17 protein-coding genes are annotated in these 15,829 nt (G+C 62.3%); 12 read left to right on the forward strand and 5 right to left on the reverse strand.

From position 1 onward, the window contains the following. Nucleotides 1-93: 93 nt before the first annotated feature. From hflK to ACSSVQ_RS15955, 4 genes are all read left to right on the forward strand, one after another. Nucleotides 94-1,260, forward strand: coding sequence for an FtsH protease activity modulator HflK (gene hflK, locus ACSSVQ_RS15940; RefSeq protein ID WP_454184318.1), 1,167 nt, complete (start codon nucleotides 94-96; stop codon nucleotides 1,258-1,260). 13 nt (nucleotides 1,261-1,273) lie between these two features. Then, on the forward strand, nucleotides 1,274-2,143 hold the full coding sequence (gene hflC, locus ACSSVQ_RS15945; RefSeq protein ID WP_293328743.1) for a protease modulator HflC: 870 nt from the start codon (nucleotides 1,274-1,276) through the stop codon (nucleotides 2,141-2,143). Between the two features lie 141 nt (nucleotides 2,144-2,284). Continuing rightward, nucleotides 2,285-2,470, forward strand: coding sequence for a DUF2065 family protein (locus tag ACSSVQ_RS15950; protein ID WP_454184319.1), 186 nt, complete (start codon nucleotides 2,285-2,287; stop codon nucleotides 2,468-2,470). A gap of 114 nt (nucleotides 2,471-2,584) precedes the next feature. After that, a complete protein-coding gene (locus ACSSVQ_RS15955; protein WP_454184320.1) occupies nucleotides 2,585-4,075 on the forward strand; it encodes a Do family serine endopeptidase in 1,491 nt (496 codons plus the stop codon). A 3-nt stretch (nucleotides 4,076-4,078) separates the two neighbouring features. On the opposite strand, the gene serB is transcribed toward ACSSVQ_RS15955, so the two are convergent. Next, nucleotides 4,079-4,966 (reverse strand): phosphoserine phosphatase SerB, encoded by an 888-nt coding sequence (gene serB, locus ACSSVQ_RS15960; RefSeq protein WP_454184712.1) that lies wholly within the window; start codon nucleotides 4,964-4,966, stop codon nucleotides 4,079-4,081. Nucleotides 4,967-5,007: 41 nt separating this feature from the next. Between serB and miaA the strand changes: the two genes are divergently transcribed. The 5 genes from miaA (at nucleotide 5,008) to ACSSVQ_RS15985 (ending at nucleotide 10,328) form a co-directional block, all read left to right on the forward strand. After that, entirely contained in the window at nucleotides 5,008-5,973 is a 966-nt protein-coding gene (gene miaA, locus ACSSVQ_RS15965; protein ID WP_454184321.1) for a tRNA (adenosine(37)-N6)-dimethylallyltransferase MiaA, read from the forward strand. A 159-nt stretch (nucleotides 5,974-6,132) separates the two neighbouring features. After that, complete coding sequence (locus ACSSVQ_RS15970) at nucleotides 6,133-7,890, forward strand: acetolactate synthase 3 large subunit (protein ID WP_293328747.1); 1,758 nt, start codon at nucleotides 6,133-6,135, stop codon at nucleotides 7,888-7,890. Nucleotides 7,891-7,946: 56 nt separating this feature from the next. Then, nucleotides 7,947-8,459: an acetolactate synthase small subunit gene (ilvN, locus tag ACSSVQ_RS15975; RefSeq protein WP_293328748.1), complete on the forward strand. Its 513-nt coding sequence runs from the start codon at nucleotides 7,947-7,949 to the stop codon at nucleotides 8,457-8,459. 71 nt (nucleotides 8,460-8,530) lie between these two features. Continuing rightward, on the forward strand, nucleotides 8,531-9,550 hold the full coding sequence (ilvC, locus tag ACSSVQ_RS15980; protein WP_293328749.1) for a ketol-acid reductoisomerase: 1,020 nt from the start codon (nucleotides 8,531-8,533) through the stop codon (nucleotides 9,548-9,550). A 94-nt stretch (nucleotides 9,551-9,644) separates the two neighbouring features. Next, on the forward strand, nucleotides 9,645-10,328 hold the full coding sequence (locus ACSSVQ_RS15985) for an aspartate/glutamate racemase family protein (protein WP_454184322.1): 684 nt from the start codon (nucleotides 9,645-9,647) through the stop codon (nucleotides 10,326-10,328). A gap of 6 nt (nucleotides 10,329-10,334) precedes the next feature. On the opposite strand, the gene ACSSVQ_RS15990 is transcribed toward ACSSVQ_RS15985, so the two are convergent. Further along, a complete protein-coding gene (locus tag ACSSVQ_RS15990) occupies nucleotides 10,335-10,772 on the reverse strand; it encodes a globin domain-containing protein (protein WP_454184323.1) in 438 nt (145 codons plus the stop codon). Nucleotides 10,773-10,960: 188 nt separating this feature from the next. Between ACSSVQ_RS15990 and ACSSVQ_RS15995 the strand changes: the two genes are divergently transcribed. Both ACSSVQ_RS15995 and ACSSVQ_RS16000 read left to right on the forward strand, forming a co-directional pair. Beyond that, entirely contained in the window at nucleotides 10,961-11,326 is a 366-nt protein-coding gene (locus ACSSVQ_RS15995) for a cupredoxin domain-containing protein (protein ID WP_454184324.1), read from the forward strand. 53 nt (nucleotides 11,327-11,379) lie between these two features. Continuing rightward, a complete protein-coding gene (locus tag ACSSVQ_RS16000) occupies nucleotides 11,380-12,234 on the forward strand; it encodes an FTR1 family iron permease (RefSeq protein WP_454184325.1) in 855 nt (284 codons plus the stop codon). 4 nt (nucleotides 12,235-12,238) lie between these two features. Here ACSSVQ_RS16000 and ACSSVQ_RS16005 read toward each other — a convergent pair whose 3' ends face one another. The 3 genes from ACSSVQ_RS16005 to ACSSVQ_RS16015 all read right to left on the reverse strand — a co-directional run bounded on the left by ACSSVQ_RS16005 (nucleotide 12,239) and on the right by ACSSVQ_RS16015 (nucleotide 14,410). After that, nucleotides 12,239-12,946: an alpha/beta hydrolase gene (locus ACSSVQ_RS16005; RefSeq protein WP_454184326.1), complete on the reverse strand. Its 708-nt coding sequence runs from the start codon at nucleotides 12,944-12,946 to the stop codon at nucleotides 12,239-12,241. A 151-nt stretch (nucleotides 12,947-13,097) separates the two neighbouring features. Next, entirely contained in the window at nucleotides 13,098-14,078 is a 981-nt protein-coding gene (locus ACSSVQ_RS16010) for a cation diffusion facilitator family transporter (RefSeq protein ID WP_454184327.1), read from the reverse strand. Between the two features lie 5 nt (nucleotides 14,079-14,083). Further along, nucleotides 14,084-14,410, reverse strand: coding sequence for an ArsR/SmtB family transcription factor (locus ACSSVQ_RS16015; protein ID WP_293323248.1), 327 nt, complete (start codon nucleotides 14,408-14,410; stop codon nucleotides 14,084-14,086). Between the two features lie 133 nt (nucleotides 14,411-14,543). On the opposite strand from ACSSVQ_RS16015, the gene purT reads away from it, so the two are divergent. Next, the gene (gene purT, locus ACSSVQ_RS16020; protein WP_454184328.1) at nucleotides 14,544-15,743 is read left to right on the forward strand and encodes a formate-dependent phosphoribosylglycinamide formyltransferase; all 1,200 of its coding nucleotides are present in this window, start codon (nucleotides 14,544-14,546) and stop codon (nucleotides 15,741-15,743) included. Nucleotides 15,744-15,829 lie beyond the last annotated feature (86 nt).

A 15,829-nucleotide genomic window follows, 5' to 3' on the forward strand; every position in this document is an offset into this window, starting at 1 on the left:
CGGGTTTCATTGCACGGGCTTGGTGGGTGTCATATAACCTCCGGCAAGTGTGTTTCCAACCGATCTATCATCACGAAATCAAAAGGATTTTTGATGCCCTGGAGCAATGAGAATGGTGGCGGCGGCTGGCAGGGAGGTGGCGGTAACCGCGGCCCCTGGGGGCAGGGACCTTCAGGAGGCGGCGGTGGCGGTGGTAACCAGCCCCCCGACCTCGATGAATTGCTGCGCAAGGGCCAGGACAAGTTCAAGAAGATCTTCCCCGGAGGCCAGGGGCAGGGCACCGGCGGCAATGGCCGGGGCATTATCCTGATCCTCATCGTGGCCGTCGTGGCGCTCCTCGCCTACAGCTCGGTCTATCGGGTCAATACGGACGAACAGGGCGTGGTGCTGCGCTTCGGCAAGTTCTCGCGCGAAGTGCCCCCGGGCCTGCATGTGAAGCTGCCGTATCCCATTGAGGTCGTCTATACGCCGACGGTGACGCGCATCAATCGCGTCGATGTGGGCATGCGCGATACGGGCGGCGGCAAGCCGATTGCGGTGCCGGAAGAAAGCCTGATGCTGACGGGCGACGAAAATATCGTCGACATCAACTTTTCGGTCTTCTGGCGCATCAAAAGCGCGGAGAACTATCTCTTCAATGTGGAGCGTCCGGACCTTGCGGTGAAGCAGGTTGCCGAAAGCGCCATGCGCGAGGCGGTGGGCCAGTCCAAGATCGAGTTCCTGCAGACGACCGGTCGAAACGACATCCAGAAGCAGGTGCGCGGCTATATGCAGACCGCGCTCGATACCTATGGCGCGGGTGTGGAGATCACGGAAGTGAAGCTCCAGAAGGTCGATCCGCCGTCGCAGGTGATCGATGCGTTCCGCGACGTTCAGGCGGCGCGCGCCGACCAGGAGCGTCTGCGTAACGAAGCCCAGTCCTACGCCAACACGGTCGTGCCCAAGGCGCGAGGCGAGGCAGCCAAGATTACCCAGGCCGCCGAAGCCTATCGCGAGCAGACGGTCGCGGAAGCGCAGGGTGAGGCGCAGCGCTTCATCTCGATCTACGACCAGTACCGGAACGCAAAGGAAGTGACGCGCAAGCGCATGTATCTCGAGACGATGCAGGACGTTCTGGGCAACACGAACAAGGTTGTGACCACGGATCAGTCGGGCGTTCTGCCTTATCTGCCGATGGATCAGCTCAAGCCGTCTGCGAAGCGTCCTTCGTCATCGTCCAGCAACAACTCGTCGAGCGCCGGCTCGTCGAGCTCGAATTGAGGAGGCCGAAGTCATGAATAAATCCATCGGACTCGGTCTTGGCATCGTTGCGGGACTTGTCGCTTTCATTGCCTATTCCTCCACATTCATCGTCAGCATGACGCAGCAGGCGATCGTGCTGCAGTTCGGCGATCCCAAACAGCTCGTTACGGAGCCGGGGCTGCATTTCAAGCTGCCCTTCGTTCAGAATGTGATCTTCATCGACAAGCGCATTCTCAATCTCGATGCGCCGACGGAAGAAATCATCGCCTCCGACCGCAAGCGGTTGGTGGTGGATGCGTTCGCCCGTTACAAGATCGTCGATGCGCTGAAGTTCTATCAGGCGGTGGGCGATCCGCGTCTGACTGAGAACAGGCTGCAGCCGAACTTCGCGTCGTCGCTGCGCAACGTGCTGGGCGATCACACGCTCGAGGCTGTGGTGCGGGACGATCGTTCCGGCCTGATGCAGCAGATCGAGAAGGCGTTCAATCAGACCGCGAAAAGCTTTGGCATCGAAGTGGTGGATGTACGTATCCGCCGCGCCGACCTGCCGGAAGCAAACAGCCAGGCGATTTTCCGTCGTATGCAGACCGAGCGTGAACGCGAAGCGGCGGAGATCCGCGCGCAAGGTCAGGAAGAGGCCCAGCGTATTCGCAGTCGCGCCGATCGCGATCGTACCGTCATCGTTGCAGATGCGCAGCGCGATGCGGAAATCACCCGAGGCGAGGGCGATGCCAAGCGAAACGGTATTTTCGCCAACGCCTTCCAGAAGGATCCCGAATTCTTCGACTTCTACCGGTCGATGCAGGCCTACAAAAAGGCCCTGAAGGGGGACAACACCACCATGGTGATTTCTCCCGACTCGGAGTTCTTCCGGTACTTCCGGAGCGATTCCGGCAAGTGAGCCGGGCGCCGATTGCGTGATTTGGATTTGGAGTTCGCGGGTTTGTCCGCCATTCGCCGCGGAAGCGAACTTCAAATCCGAAGCCGCATGACGGCACTCGAAGATGTTCGGTCTCCGGACGTTAGATATTGAAGGCGAAAATTGACCGATCTCCTGGCCGCGCTTGGACTGGTTCTCGCTCTGGAAGGTGCGCTTTACGCGGCGTTCCCGGGGCCGATGAAGCGGGCGCTGGCCGTGGTGGTGGTGCAGCCGGAGGGCCAGATCCGCTTTGGCGGCCTTGTCGCCCTTGTACTGGGCGTGCTGCTGGTCTGGCTGGTACGTGGATAGGCGCGCCGGGCCCTCGTTTTGAGCCGAAATTCCACGACGATAGTGCGCGGGCCATTATTTTCCGCTTGAATGGCCGTCAGGGGTGGCGGCTAGGCCGGGGAATTGGCGCTTTATATGTTTTCGATCGGTGAGATGACGCGACAGGTTCAGGCAAACCGGAACGATTTTCCATCGCTCCCGGGGGTGGGCTTTGTCGTCGTCGCGCTTTCCCTGCTGGTCTTTCTCGGCGGAGCGGGGCCGGCGCGTGCCGCGGACGGCTTCGGCAATCTTGTGCACCGCCTTTCGCCTGCCGTGGTGAATATCACCATCAGGCAGAAGCAATCATTGCCCGAGAAGTTCAGGAACCTTCCGGAGGATTCTCCGTTGCGGGAGTTCTTCGACGACGAAGAAGGCGAGGGACGGGCGATGACCAGTGCGCTCGGATCGGGCTTTGTCATCGATCCGTCGGGCGTCATCGTCACCAACAATCATGTGATCGACGGCGCCGACGAGATATCCGTCGTCTTTGCGGACGGCGAGACACTGGATGCGACCTTGCTGGGGCATGACGAGAATACAGATCTCGCCGTGTTGAAAGTCGACAGTTCTCATCCGCTGCCGTCGGTGCATTTCGGCAATTCCGACGATCTGCGTGTCGGCGACTGGGTCGTGGCGATCGGAAATCCGTTCGGACTTGGCGGCAGCGTGACCTCGGGGATCGTGTCCGCGCTTCACCGCGCGATCTATACGCGCGGCTATACAGATTTCATCCAGACGGACGCAGCAATCAACAAGGGCAATTCCGGCGGGCCGCTGTTCGATATGCAGGGCCATGTTATCGGCATCAACACCGCGATTATTTCACCCTCGGGCGACACGGTGGGTATCGGTTTTGCGCTGCCGTCTTCCACCGCGAAGGCGGTGGTGGACGACCTCATACATTTCGGGGAGGTTCATCGTGGCTGGCTGGGTGTGCGGGTCTTGCCGCTGACGCGCGACCTGGCGCATGCGCTTCAGGCACCGCCCGATGCGGGCGTCGCGATTGCCAATGTCATGGTGCATGGTCCCGCCCAGGAAGGCGGGCTGCGGGTGGGCGATGTCGTTACCAGCTATGACGGCATGCCAGTCGGCGAGGTGCGCGATTTGCTGCGCCGTATCGCTGAAACGCGCGCGCGCAAGCGGGTCGAGGTCGAAATCCTGCGCCAGGGAAAGCCCGTCGCTCTCTGGCTGACGGTCGGCGAGTTGCAACGCGACGAGGCCGGCAAGGGCGAAACGGATGGCGCGGAGCCGGAAAAGAAGACGAAGCTAAAGCCGGTCGCACCGGACGAGATGCTCGGGCTCGATCTGGTTTCTCTGACGCCGGAAGTGCGCTCCGCTCACCATGTGCCGTTGCAGGTGAACGGCGTCGTGGTCGCGGCGGTGGCGAATGGCGGAGCTGCGGACGGCAAAGGCATTCGCGCGGGCGACGTGATCGTCGAGGTCAATCGCGAGGCGGTGGATGAACCGGACGATGTGAGGCGCGCGGTGCGCGAGGCTCGGCGTCGCGGTGACGGAGGCAAAGTGCTGCTGCGCATCTACTCCAACGGACGAACGCGCTTTTTCGCGATAGACGTCAGCCCCAGCTAGAGCCTAGGCGCTGACGAGTTCGCTTTCCCGATAGCCCTGGATGAAAAGCAGCGCGGACAGGTCGCCATGGTCGATGCGTGCATCGGCGGCTTCCGCCACAACGGGCTTTGCATGGAAGGCGACGCCGAGGCCTGCTTCCCCGATCATGCCGAGATCGTTGGCGCCATCGCCGACCGCCATGGTTTCGTGCCGGGCGAGGCCGAGCTGTGAGCGGAAATGTACCAGCGCGTCGATCTTGGCCTGTCGGCCCAGAATGGGCTCGCCCACCTCGCCGGTCAGCAGGTCGTTTTCGAAAATGAGCTCGTTTGCCTGATTGTGATCGAAGCCCACAGCCTTTGCGACGCGGTGAGTGAAGAAGGTGAAACCGCCGGAAACAAGTGCGCAGGTGGCGCCATGGGCGCGCATGGTCGCCGTCAGCAGGCGGCCGCCGGGGGTTTCGGTAATGCGCTTGTCGAAGACCGATTCAAGGGAGGCCGCTTTCAGGCCTTTCAGCAGCGAGACGCGCTCGCGCAGGGCGGGTTCGAAATCGATCTCGCCGCGCATGGCGCGCTCGGTGATTTCGGCAATCCGGTCCTTGATGCCGAGTTCGGCAGCCAGCTCGTCGATGCATTCCTGCTCGATGATGGTGGAATCCATATCGGCGACCAGCAGCTTCTTGCGCCGCCCTTCGGCGGGTTGTGCGATGATGTCGATGGCGACGCCCTGAAGCGCCTTGCGGACCTCGGCCTCGGCATGGGCCATGTCGTCTGCGTCAAAGGGGAGGTCGCAGGCATGGCCGTCTTTCAGCCAGTCCGCCTGCGATTGGCCCGGCAGGGCCGCCGCGGCTGCGTCGACATGGGTCTTGTCGAGCGGCGTTTGCGAGTTGCCAATGAGCGTCAGGACGTATTTCATCGCCAAACCAGAGTTCTCCAGAAATCTTCGTGCAGAGTGCCGTGTCAGAGGACACCGTGAAAGAGCCGGTGAAGCTAAAAACCGCCGTCCTTATTGCAGGGCCAACCGCCAGCGGCAAGTCCGCGCTCGCCATGAAACTGGCCGAGCAGGTGGGCGGCGAGATCGTCAATGCCGATTCCATGCAGGTCTATCGGGAGCTGCGTGTTCTCACCGCGCGGCCGGACGAGGCGGATGAGGCGCGCGTGCCGCATCACCTTTACGGCTTCATGAGCGCGGCAGAGGCCTGTTCGGCGGGGATATGGGCCGCCCATGCCGCGCGCGCCATGCAGGAAATCGAGGCGAGGGGCCGCGTTCCCATCCTTGTGGGGGGAACAGGGCTCTATTTCCGCGCGCTGGTGGACGGGTTGTCGCCCATTCCCGATGTCCCGGCGGAGATAACCGCCGCGGTCCGGGCGGAGGTGGCACAGGCGGGCCCCGGGGCACACAAGCTGCTGCAGGCCGCTGATCCGAAACTTGCCGAAGCGATCGCACCGTCGGACAAGCAGCGCATTGCGCGGGGCATCGAGGTGAAACGGGCGACGGGCAAGCCCCTGAGCGCGTGGCAGGCCCTGCCGCCTGAGCCGCTCGTCGCAGGGGATTTCCTGAAGGCGGTACTCGTGCCCTCGCGGGATTTTCTTTACCGGCGGATCGATTTCCGTTTTCGGCACATGGTCCGGGAGGGGGCGCTCGATGAGGTCGAGGCGCTGATGGCGCTCGATCTCGATCCTTCGCTGCCGCTGATGAAGGCGCTGGGGCTGCGGCCGCTTATGGCCCATCTGCGCGGCGAAATTTCGCTGGAGGAAGCCGTTCTGCTCGGCCAGGCAGAGTCCCGCCGCTACGCAAAACGGCAGGAAACATGGTTCCGGACGCAAATGATTTCGTGGAATAGGCTCATCGCGCAAGATTTGGAAAGCCTTGAAGCGAGTTTCTTTTCATTAATTGACGATTTTGGCTTGACCGGGGCATGAGGCGGGGCTAGTTTGCGCCCGCTTTCACGCGGCATTGCGTGCCGGTGGCCGGTTTTTCGCTCTTTTCAGGACAGAACGGGGCTTTGAGAACGGGCCGGGCGCGAGGCCGCGTTGTTGTTTACTGCGATTGATAACCTTCAGGACGTAAGGACCCGACCCATGGCCGAAAACGAGATGACTGGCGCAGAGATCGTCATCAAATCGCTGGTCGATCAGGGCGTAGACACGATTTTCGGCTACCCCGGGGGCGCGGTGCTTCCGATCTATGACGCGCTTTTCCAGCAGAACAAGATCCGCCATATCCTCGTCCGGCACGAGCAGGGTGCCGTCCATGCGGCGGAAGGCTATGCGCGCTCCACGGGCAAGCCGGGCGTCGTTCTGGTGACGTCGGGGCCCGGCGCAACCAACGCCGTGACGGGGCTGACCGATGCGCTGATGGATTCCATTCCGATCGTCTGCCTGACGGGGCAGGTCGCGACGCATCTCATCGGCTCGGACGCTTTCCAGGAAGCGGATACGGTCGGCATCACGCGCCATTGCACCAAGCATAACTGGCTGGTGAAGTCGCCGGAGGAGCTGACGCGCGTCATGCACGAGGCCTTCTATGTCGCGACGAACGGCCGACCGGGTCCGGTCGTCGTCGACATTCCGAAGGACGTTCAGTTCCAGTCGGCGGAATATGTCGGCCCGAAAAACGTTGCGCATCGCACCTATCGCCCGACGGTGAAGGGCGATGTCGAGGCGATCAAGGAAGCGATCGATCTCATCGCGAATGCCAAGAAGCCTGTCTTCTATACGGGCGGCGGCATCATCAATTCCGGCCCGGTTGCGAGCCAGCTTCTGCGGGAATTCGTCAAGCTGACCGGCTATCCGATCACCTCGACGCTGATGGGCCTCGGCGCCTTTCCGGCGAGCGACAAGCAGTGGCTCGGCATGGTCGGCATGCATGGCACCTACGAAGCCAATAATGCGATGCATGATTGCGACGTCATGATCAATATCGGTGCGCGTTTCGACGACCGCGTGACGGGCCGCCTCGATGCCTTCGCGCCGAACTCGAAAAAGATCCATGTCGATATCGACGCCTCGTCGATCAACAAGAATGTTCGTGTCGACGTCGGCATCGTCGGCGACTGCGCGCATGTCCTGGAAGACATGCTGCGTATCTGGAAGGCGAGGGCGCGCCAGCCCGACAAGGCCGCACTCGGCGAGTGGTGGAAGCAGATCGATGTCTGGCGGGAGCGCAAGTCGCTCTCCTTCAAGCAGAATGGCGACACCATCAAGCCGCAATATGCCGTCCAGCGCCTTTACGAGCTGACCAAGGATCGCGAGACCTATGTCACCACGGAAGTGGGACAGCATCAGATGTGGGCCGCGCAGCACTATCATTTCGAGGAGCCGAACCGCTGGATGACGAGCGGAGGCCTCGGCACGATGGGCTATGGCCTGCCGGCAGCCGTGGGCACCCAGATCGCGCATCCCGATGCGCTCGTCGTCGACATTGCGGGCGAAGCCTCGATCCTGATGAACATGCAGGAAATTTCGACGGCGGTTCAGTTCATGCTGCCGGTGAAGATCTTCATCCTGAACAACGAATATATGGGCATGGTGCGCCAGTGGCAGGAACTGCTGCATGGCGGTCGCTACTCGCACAGCTATTCGGAATCGCTGCCCGATTTCGTGAAGCTCGCCGAAGCCTATGGCGCCAAGGGCGTTCGCGCGGAAACGCCGGACGAGCTCGATGCGAAGATCCAGGAGATGCTCGATACGCCGGGACCGGTCATTTTCGACTGCATCGTGGACAAGTACGAGAACTGCTATCCGATGATCCCGTCGGGCGCGGCGCATAACCAGATGATCCTGGCGGACGACGCGGATGCGCCGACCGTCACCGAAGCAGGCAAGATGCTGGTTTGACTGTCACTGCCGTCATAGCCGGGATTGCCCCATCGCCCTCTAATCAGAGTTCGGGAATGAGCCAGGAAGAAAAAATTGAACGGCATGCCATTGCCGTGCTTGTGGACAATGAGGCGGGTGTGCTTGCGCGCGTCATCGGGCTGTTCTCGGGCCGTGGCTACAATATCGAAAGCCTGACGGTGGCCGAGGTGGACCAGGCGGAACACACCTCCCGCATCACCATCGTCACCACGGGCACGCCCATGGTGATCGAGCAGATCAAGGCGCAGCTCGATCGCCTCGTGCCGGTTCATCGGGTGATGGACCTGACGGCGGAGACGAACTCGGTCGAGCGTGAAATGGCGCTTGTGAAAGTCGCCTCGACGGGCGAAAAGCGCGTGGAATCGCTGCGGCTGGCGGATGCCTTCCGCGCCCGCGTGATCGACACGACCCACACCTCCTTCATTTTCGAGGTGACGGGCGCGCCGGACAAGATCGATGCCTTTATCGGCCTGATGAGGCCGCTTGGGCTGGTGGATGTATCGCGGACCGGCGTGGTCGCGATCGCCCGCGGCCCGGAAGCGATGTAACGAACGAGGATATAAACCTTCGCCCTGCGTCCAGCGCGGGGGAGGGATGTTGGAAGAAGGAAACAAAGACCATGCGCGTTTATTACGACCGCGATGCGGACGTGAACCTGATCAAGGGCAAGAAAGTCGCCATCATCGGTTACGGCAGCCAGGGCCATGCCCATGCGCTGAACCTTCGCGATTCCGGCGTGAAGGAAGTGGCCGTGGCGCTGCGCGCCGGCTCTTCTTCCGCGAAGAAGGCCGAAGGCGAAGGCCTGAAGGTGATGACCGTTGCCGAAGCCGCCAAATGGGCCGATGCGCTGATGATGCTGACGCCGGACGAGCTGCAGGGCGACATCTATTATCAGGACCTGGCCGACAACATGAAGGAGGGCGCCGCGCTCCTCTTCGCCCACGGCCTCAACGTCCATTTCAACCTGATCGAGCCGCGCAAGGACATCGACGTCCTCATGGTCGCGCCGAAGGGCCCGGGCCACACGGTGCGCTCCGAATACAAGCGCGGCGGCGGCGTGCCCTGCCTGCTGGCCGTCCATCAGGATGCCAGCGGCAATGCGCATGACCTCGGCCTGTCCTATGCCTCCGCCATTGGCGGCGGCCGCGCGGGCATCATCGAGACGAGCTTCCGCGAAGAATGCGAAACCGACCTCTTCGGTGAGCAGGCCGTTCTCTGCGGCGGTCTCGTGGAACTCATCCGCGCCGGTTTCGAAACGCTCACGGAAGCGGGCTACGCACCGGAGATGGCCTATTTCGAGTGCCTGCACGAAGTGAAGCTTATCGTCGACCTCATCTATGAGGGCGGTATCGCCAACATGAACTACTCGATCTCCAACACGGCCGAGTATGGCGAATACGTCACCGGCCCGCGGATCATCACGCCGGAAACAAAGGCGGAAATGAAGCGCGTGCTGGACGACATCCAGAGCGGCAAGTTCACGCGCGACTGGATGCTCGAGAACAAGGTCAACCAGACGAGCTTCAAGGCCACGCGCGCGCGCAACGCAGCCCATCCGATCGAGGAAGTGGGCGGTCGCCTGCGCGAGATGATGCCGTGGATTACGGCCTCCAAACTCGTAGACAAGGAAAAGAACTGACGCGATCTCGCGAACAGCACCCTTTCTGATGGGCCCGCCGCGAAGATCGCGGCGGGCCTTTTCTTTTGGAATTCCCATTTTGGAGAATGGGCCCATGCCTCCTGCCCAATACACCCACGGCGCCGCCATTGCCTTTCTGCATAGTTCGGCGCTTCACATCGGCACTTTCAATGCGCTGGGCGCGGAACGCGTACCGGGGTTGAAACTCGCCCATACGGTGCGCGAAGACCTGCTGGTGGCGGCTGAAAAAGCAGGCGGCATTACGGCGTCCATCGAGCTGAAAGCGGGTGAGGCGATGCTGGCATTGGCGGCCGGCGGGGCGCAGGTCGTCGTCTGTACCTGCTCGACGCTGGGGCCGGTTGCGGAGCATGTCGCGGATGAGGCGGATATCCCGATCATCCGGATCGACCGTCCGATGGCGGATGAAGCAGTGAGAAGCGGCAAGCGTATCGGCGTTTGCGGCGCGCTGGCGCCTGCGATGGAAACGACGCTGCGCCTGCTGGAGGATTCAGCCGGGAAGGCGGGGAGGGACTGCCATTTCACGCCCGTTCATTTCGAGGATGCCTGGGAAAAGTTTCGCGCCGGCCGGCTTGCCGAGTATCACGCGATGATCGCGGAAGGGTTGAAGCGGGCATCGGACGATTGCGACGTGCTGGTTCTCGCACAGGCCTCCATGGCGCCCGCGGCGCAGCAGGCGGGGGATCTCGGTGTCCCCGTCCTGTCCAGCCCGCGATCGGGTTTCGCGGCGGCGGCGCGGATCGCCAATCGCTTCAAATAGGGTGGTTCAGGCGAGTTCCATGCCATATTTCTCGGCATGGCTGGCGATGACCTCATGCAGGTCCTTCAGCAGGGTCTGCCAGGCGGCCTCGGTTTCGGCGGACCACTCGTCGTCCAGAATCTCGCGGAAGGTCTCCGCCACCACGTCGAAGAAGGTGGCGAAGACGCGCGGCGGCACGCCCAGCCCCTGATGGTTGGTCAGTTCGCACTGGATCAGCACGGGCGCGTAGCTTTTCGGTCCAAGCATGTCTAAGACGCAGTTCAGCGCCTCGCTCAGCATATGCCCGCGCGCATTGCCATCGAGATCGAGGACGAAGAGCGGCTTCATCTCCGGCTGTTGCGCAAAAAGCTTTTCATAAACGAGCGGGGTCGGGTCGCCGGCCAGCTCGGCGACGCGCTCGATGCTTTGCGAGATGATGTCGGCGTCGCGCTCTGTCAGGGGCATGAGGTCGGCTCTTTCGGCTGTTTGTTTTCTTTTCCTGCCGCAAGCCTAACCGAAACACGCCCGGCGGTCCGCTCCGGGGAAGAGGGTATCGGCATTCCTGCCCGGGATTGCGGCAGATTGGTCCTTGCACTCTCAGTTGAGAATGAATATCAATAACCAAATTCTCGCCCCCAAGGAAAGGAAACGCCATGCTTCGCTCCCTCTCGGCCAAGACACTGCTTACCGCGATGGGGGTTGTGGCGTTGAGCTTTGCTGCGACGGCGTTTCAGCCTGCCCGGGCGGCGGGTGAGATGCCGACCTTCGAAATCCACATCAAGGATCACAAATTCGATCCTGCGAATTTCGAGGTGCCTGCCGATACGCGGATGAAGCTGGTGGTCCACAATGACGACCCGACGCCGGAAGAATTCGAGTCGCATGACCTTTTCATCGAAAAGATCATCCCCGGCGGCAGCAAGGGCATCATGTATGTCGGGCCGCTTGAAGCGGGCACGTATCACTTCTTCGGCGAGTTCAACGAAGCGACCGCGCAGGGCGATCTGATCGCCAAATAAATGTCGGCCGAGGTCGGCTTCGACACGCGTTTACTCAGGAAGGCCCTCGAGACATGCTTGCGACGCTCATCATCGTATTCCGCGAAGTGCTGGAAGCGGCACTGATCGTCAGCATCGTCGCGGCCGCCACAAAGGGCGTGGCCGGGCGAGGGCGTTGGTTGGGTGCCGGTATCCTAGCCGGGCTTGTGGGGGCAAGTCTGGTTGCCGCCTTCGCCAGCGCCATCTCCAATTCGCTGGAAGGCACGGGGCAGGAAATCTTCAATGCGAGCGTGCTGTTTCTCGCCGTCATCATGCTGGGGTGGCACAATGTCTGGATGGGCAGTCATGGCCGTCAGCTTGCCACCGAGATGAAGGAAGTCGGGCACGACGTAACCGTCGGCACGAAGCCGCTCTATGCGCTGGCGATCGTGGTCGGCGCAGCCGTGATGCGGGAAGGCTCGGAAGTCGTGCTTTTCCTCAACGGTATCGCCAGCGGCGGCGTCGGCAATTCCGCGATGCTGGCGGGTGGTCTGCTCGGCATTGCGGCGGGTGGCGCGCTGGGCTTTGCGCTTTATTTCGGCCTGTTGCGGCTGTCGCTCAACATGCTTTTCCGCGTGACGGGCTGGATGATCCTGCTGCTGGCTGCCGGAATGGCGGCGCAGGGGGTCAAGTTCCTCGTGCAGGGCGGTTTCCTGCCGCCGATGGGCGGGTTCATGTGGAATACGTCCTGGCTTTTGTCGGAAAACAGTCTTATCGGCCAGACGCTCCACACGCTTGTCGGCTACACGGCACGCCCGCTGCCCATTCAGGCGATTTTCTATGTGGCGACGCTGGTGGTGATCGGCGGGCTGATGAAGATCGTCGGCGACGGCGTCTCGAACAAGGCCAAGGCGCGTAACGCGGCAGCCGGTTCGGTAGCGGGCGACTGAGCCCTTACACGTAAAACCATTTGTGGAAGCCGGACCTGTCGAAATGCTTCCACTTGCCTTCGGCCTGCGATAGCCGGTCGGCGACCGCCCAGAAGACGAGGGGGTTGCCGCCCATGCCGAGATGCGTCGCGGGCACCTCGATGTTTTCCGTCTGCGGCGTTTCCTGTTCGCGGCAGGCCGCCCAGGGCACGAGCCCGTCGAAGCGGGAATAGATCGATGTCGAGGGAACGGGCGGCGGCACGCGCAGGCGCTCGGCGAGCTTCGGATCCACTTCGCCGCTGACGCGGTAGCCAGCGCCGAAGGGGCTTCCCAGCGTAATCACCTGACGCACCTGATCGGGAAACTCCCGCGCCAGTTCGCGTGCATAGATGCCGCCCAGGCTCCAGCCGACAATGCTGATCGCGCGGCCGCATTCGTCGGCCAGCTCGTTGACGCGGTCTTTCAGCTTGCGGTGGATGTGGCGGCTTGGGCCCCAATTGTGGCCCTGCCTCCAGGCATGGGCGACGTAGCCCAGCTCTTTCAGATAGGTGCGGAGGAAGGAGGTCGATTCATCGCCTGTCAGCATACCGGGCAGAACCAGCACGCCGTGCCCGTCTCCCTTTGGCGCCTTCAGCAGCGCCGGGTAGGACGCGGCGAGCGCGCCATATTCGGCAACGAGGCCGAATTCACTCCAGGCCCGCCAAAAGATCGGATCGCTAGCAGATGGAAACATGCGTGGGAAGCTCCGCCGGAAATGGCTTGTCCCGCATTATACTGCATTGCAACAAATACCGTAGTGGAAACTTTTCAACAGGCGGAATGGCCCCTGACGATTTTCCGGACGAGGGTGGGCAACCGCCCGGAAAATAGTCAAAAACCAAGGTCTACGAGCAGATCCCTTTAGTATCTGCTCGTGGATTTCCGGCCAGTTTTGTGAGCTTCTCGTCATGGTCGGGGCAATCTTCCGGTTCGATCTGCACCGTCGCATGGGTCACGCCGTAGCGCTCGGCGAGTCGCTCCTTGATGGCGGTCAGGGCGTCGGCGGAGGATGCGCCGGGGGCGGGGACGGCATGCAGCGTAACGAGAACGCGGCCCGAGGCGAGCGACCAGGCATGGATGTGGTGCACATCGCTTACCGAGGAAATGCCGGTCGCAAGGTCTTCGGCCATGGCGCCGGTATCGAGCCCCTCCGGGGTGCCTTCCATCAGGATATGCGCGGCGTCGCGCGTGACGGCGAATGCGCCGCGCAGGATCAGCACCGCCACGAAGACCGAGAGAATGGGATCGATGGGCGTGAAGCCCGTATACATGATGACGACCGCGGCCACGATCGCGGCGACAGAGCCGAGCAGGTCGCCCAGCACATGGAGTGCCGCGCCGCGCATGTTCAGATTGCCTTCCCCGCCATGAAGCAGGGTGAAGGAGACGATGTTCACGAGAAGGCCGATAATGGCGACGATGAGCATCGGTCCGGCAAGGATCGGCACGGGGTCGAAGATGCGCATGGCGGCTTCGGCGATGATCCAGGCAGCCAGCGCGATCATCACCGCGCCGTTCAGGAAGGCGGCGAGGATTTCCGCGCGCATATAGCCGAAGGACCGGGCGGTGTCCGCGGGGCGGCGGGCCAGGCGCACCGCAAGCCAGGCAAGCGCCAGCGCGCCTGTGTCGGTCAGCATGTGACCCGCATCGGCGATGAGCGCCAGCGATCCGGATATCCAGCCGCCGGCCGCTTCGACGATCATGAAGCCGCCGGTGATCCACATGGCCCAGGCGATGCGGCGCTCATTCGCGCCGTCCGGCACATGCGAATGGCCGTGGCCGTGAGAATGACCATGACCGTGATCGTGCGAATGGCTGTGCGTCATGGTTCTTACTCCGGCTCTTCGTTCACATGGGCGACCATGTCGCGAATGACGTGGGCCACATGGGCGTCATGGATCGAATAGAAGATCTGCTTGCCGCGCCTGTCCGCGCTGACGAGGCGGGCTGCCCGTAGAAGCCTCAAATGATGGCTCACCAGCGACAGCGAAAGGCCAAGCCGGCCCGCGATATCGCCCACGGAACGCGGCTCGCCCAGTGTTTCCAGGACGATGCGCAGGCGGCTCGGATCGCCCAGCAGGCGGAACATCTCGGCCAGTTCGATCGCCCGGTCGTCGTCCAGCGGGGGCAGGCTTTCGGTGTCGGGGCAGATCGCCATGTCTCGAACCTAACAGTTGAACATATGTTCAACTGTAATCAGTTGAGGAGATCCGTCAAGCCCCGGCGGCGGGGAGTTCCGAACGTCTCGCGCCCATGCTAAAGCGCAGGAAACAGATGAGAGGGAATCGCTCATGCGTATCGGCACGCCGCTTTCGCCATCGGCCACCCGCGTCATGCTTCTGGGCTCCGGGGAGCTCGGCAAGGAAGTCGCTATCGAACTTCAGCGTTACGGGGCGGAGGTGATCGCCGTGGACCGTTATGAAAACGCGCCGGCCATGCAGGTCGCGCATCGCTCTCATGTGATCGCGATGACGGATGGCGCCGCGCTGAAGGCGCTGGTGGAGAAGGAGCGTCCACATCTCATCGTGCCGGAGATCGAGGCGATTGCGACCGACATGCTGGCCGAGATCGAGGCGGAGGGGCTTGCGGAGGTCATTCCCACGGCGCGGGCGACGCAGCTCACCATGAACCGGGAAGGCATTCGCCGTCTCGCTGCGGAAGAGCTGGGGCTCGCGACCTCGCCTTACGCTTTTGCCTCCAATGCGGATGAATTGCGCGCGGCGATCGAGGGCGGTATCGGGTTCCCGTGTTTCGTGAAGCCGGTCATGTCGTCCTCGGGCAAGGGGCAGAGCTTGCTCAAGGGGCCCGGCGACATCGAGCCGGCATGGGAGAAGGCGATGCAGGGCGGGCGCGTGGAAGCGCCGCGCGTGATCGTGGAGGGGCTCGTCGATTTCGATTTCGAGATCACGCTGCTTACCGTTCGGGCGGTAGGCGCTTCGGGCGAGGTCGAGACGTCTTTCTGTGCGCCGGTCGGCCATCGTCAGGTAAACGGGGATTATGTGGAAAGCTGGCAGCCTCAGGCGATGAGCGAGGCGGCGTCGAAATCGGCCCGCGATATTGCCGGACGTGTCACCACCGCGCTGGGCGGGCGGGGCATTTTCGGCGTCGAATTGTTCGTGAAGGGGGACAAGGTCTGGTTCTCCGAGGTGAGCCCGCGCCCGCACGATACCGGGCTGGTGACGCTGGCCACCCAGTATCAGAGCGAGTTCGCGCTCCATGCCCGCGCCATTCTCGGTCTGCCGGTGTCGGTGGAGACGATTTCGCCCGGCGCCAGCGCCGTCATCTATGGCGGCATGGATGAGAAAGGCATTGCCTTCGCCGATCTCGACAAGGCCCTTGCTGTACCTCACTCCGAGGTTCGGCTTTTCGGCAAGCCGGAAGCCTATGAGCGCCGCCGGATGGGCGTTGCGTTGGCCAGGGGACAGGACACAGACGAGGCCCGGAAGCGGGCGCAACAGGCCGCCGACGCGGTTTCCCCTGTAAAACCCTAGCTTAACCAATAGGTTAACTCTTCTGCAAATCCGCATAGGCTTTTTTGCAAACCGCTCTTTATATTGCTGAAATGCAAGAGTAGCTT

The organism is Parvibaculum sp. MBR-TMA-1.3b-4.2 (assembly GCF_053628815.1).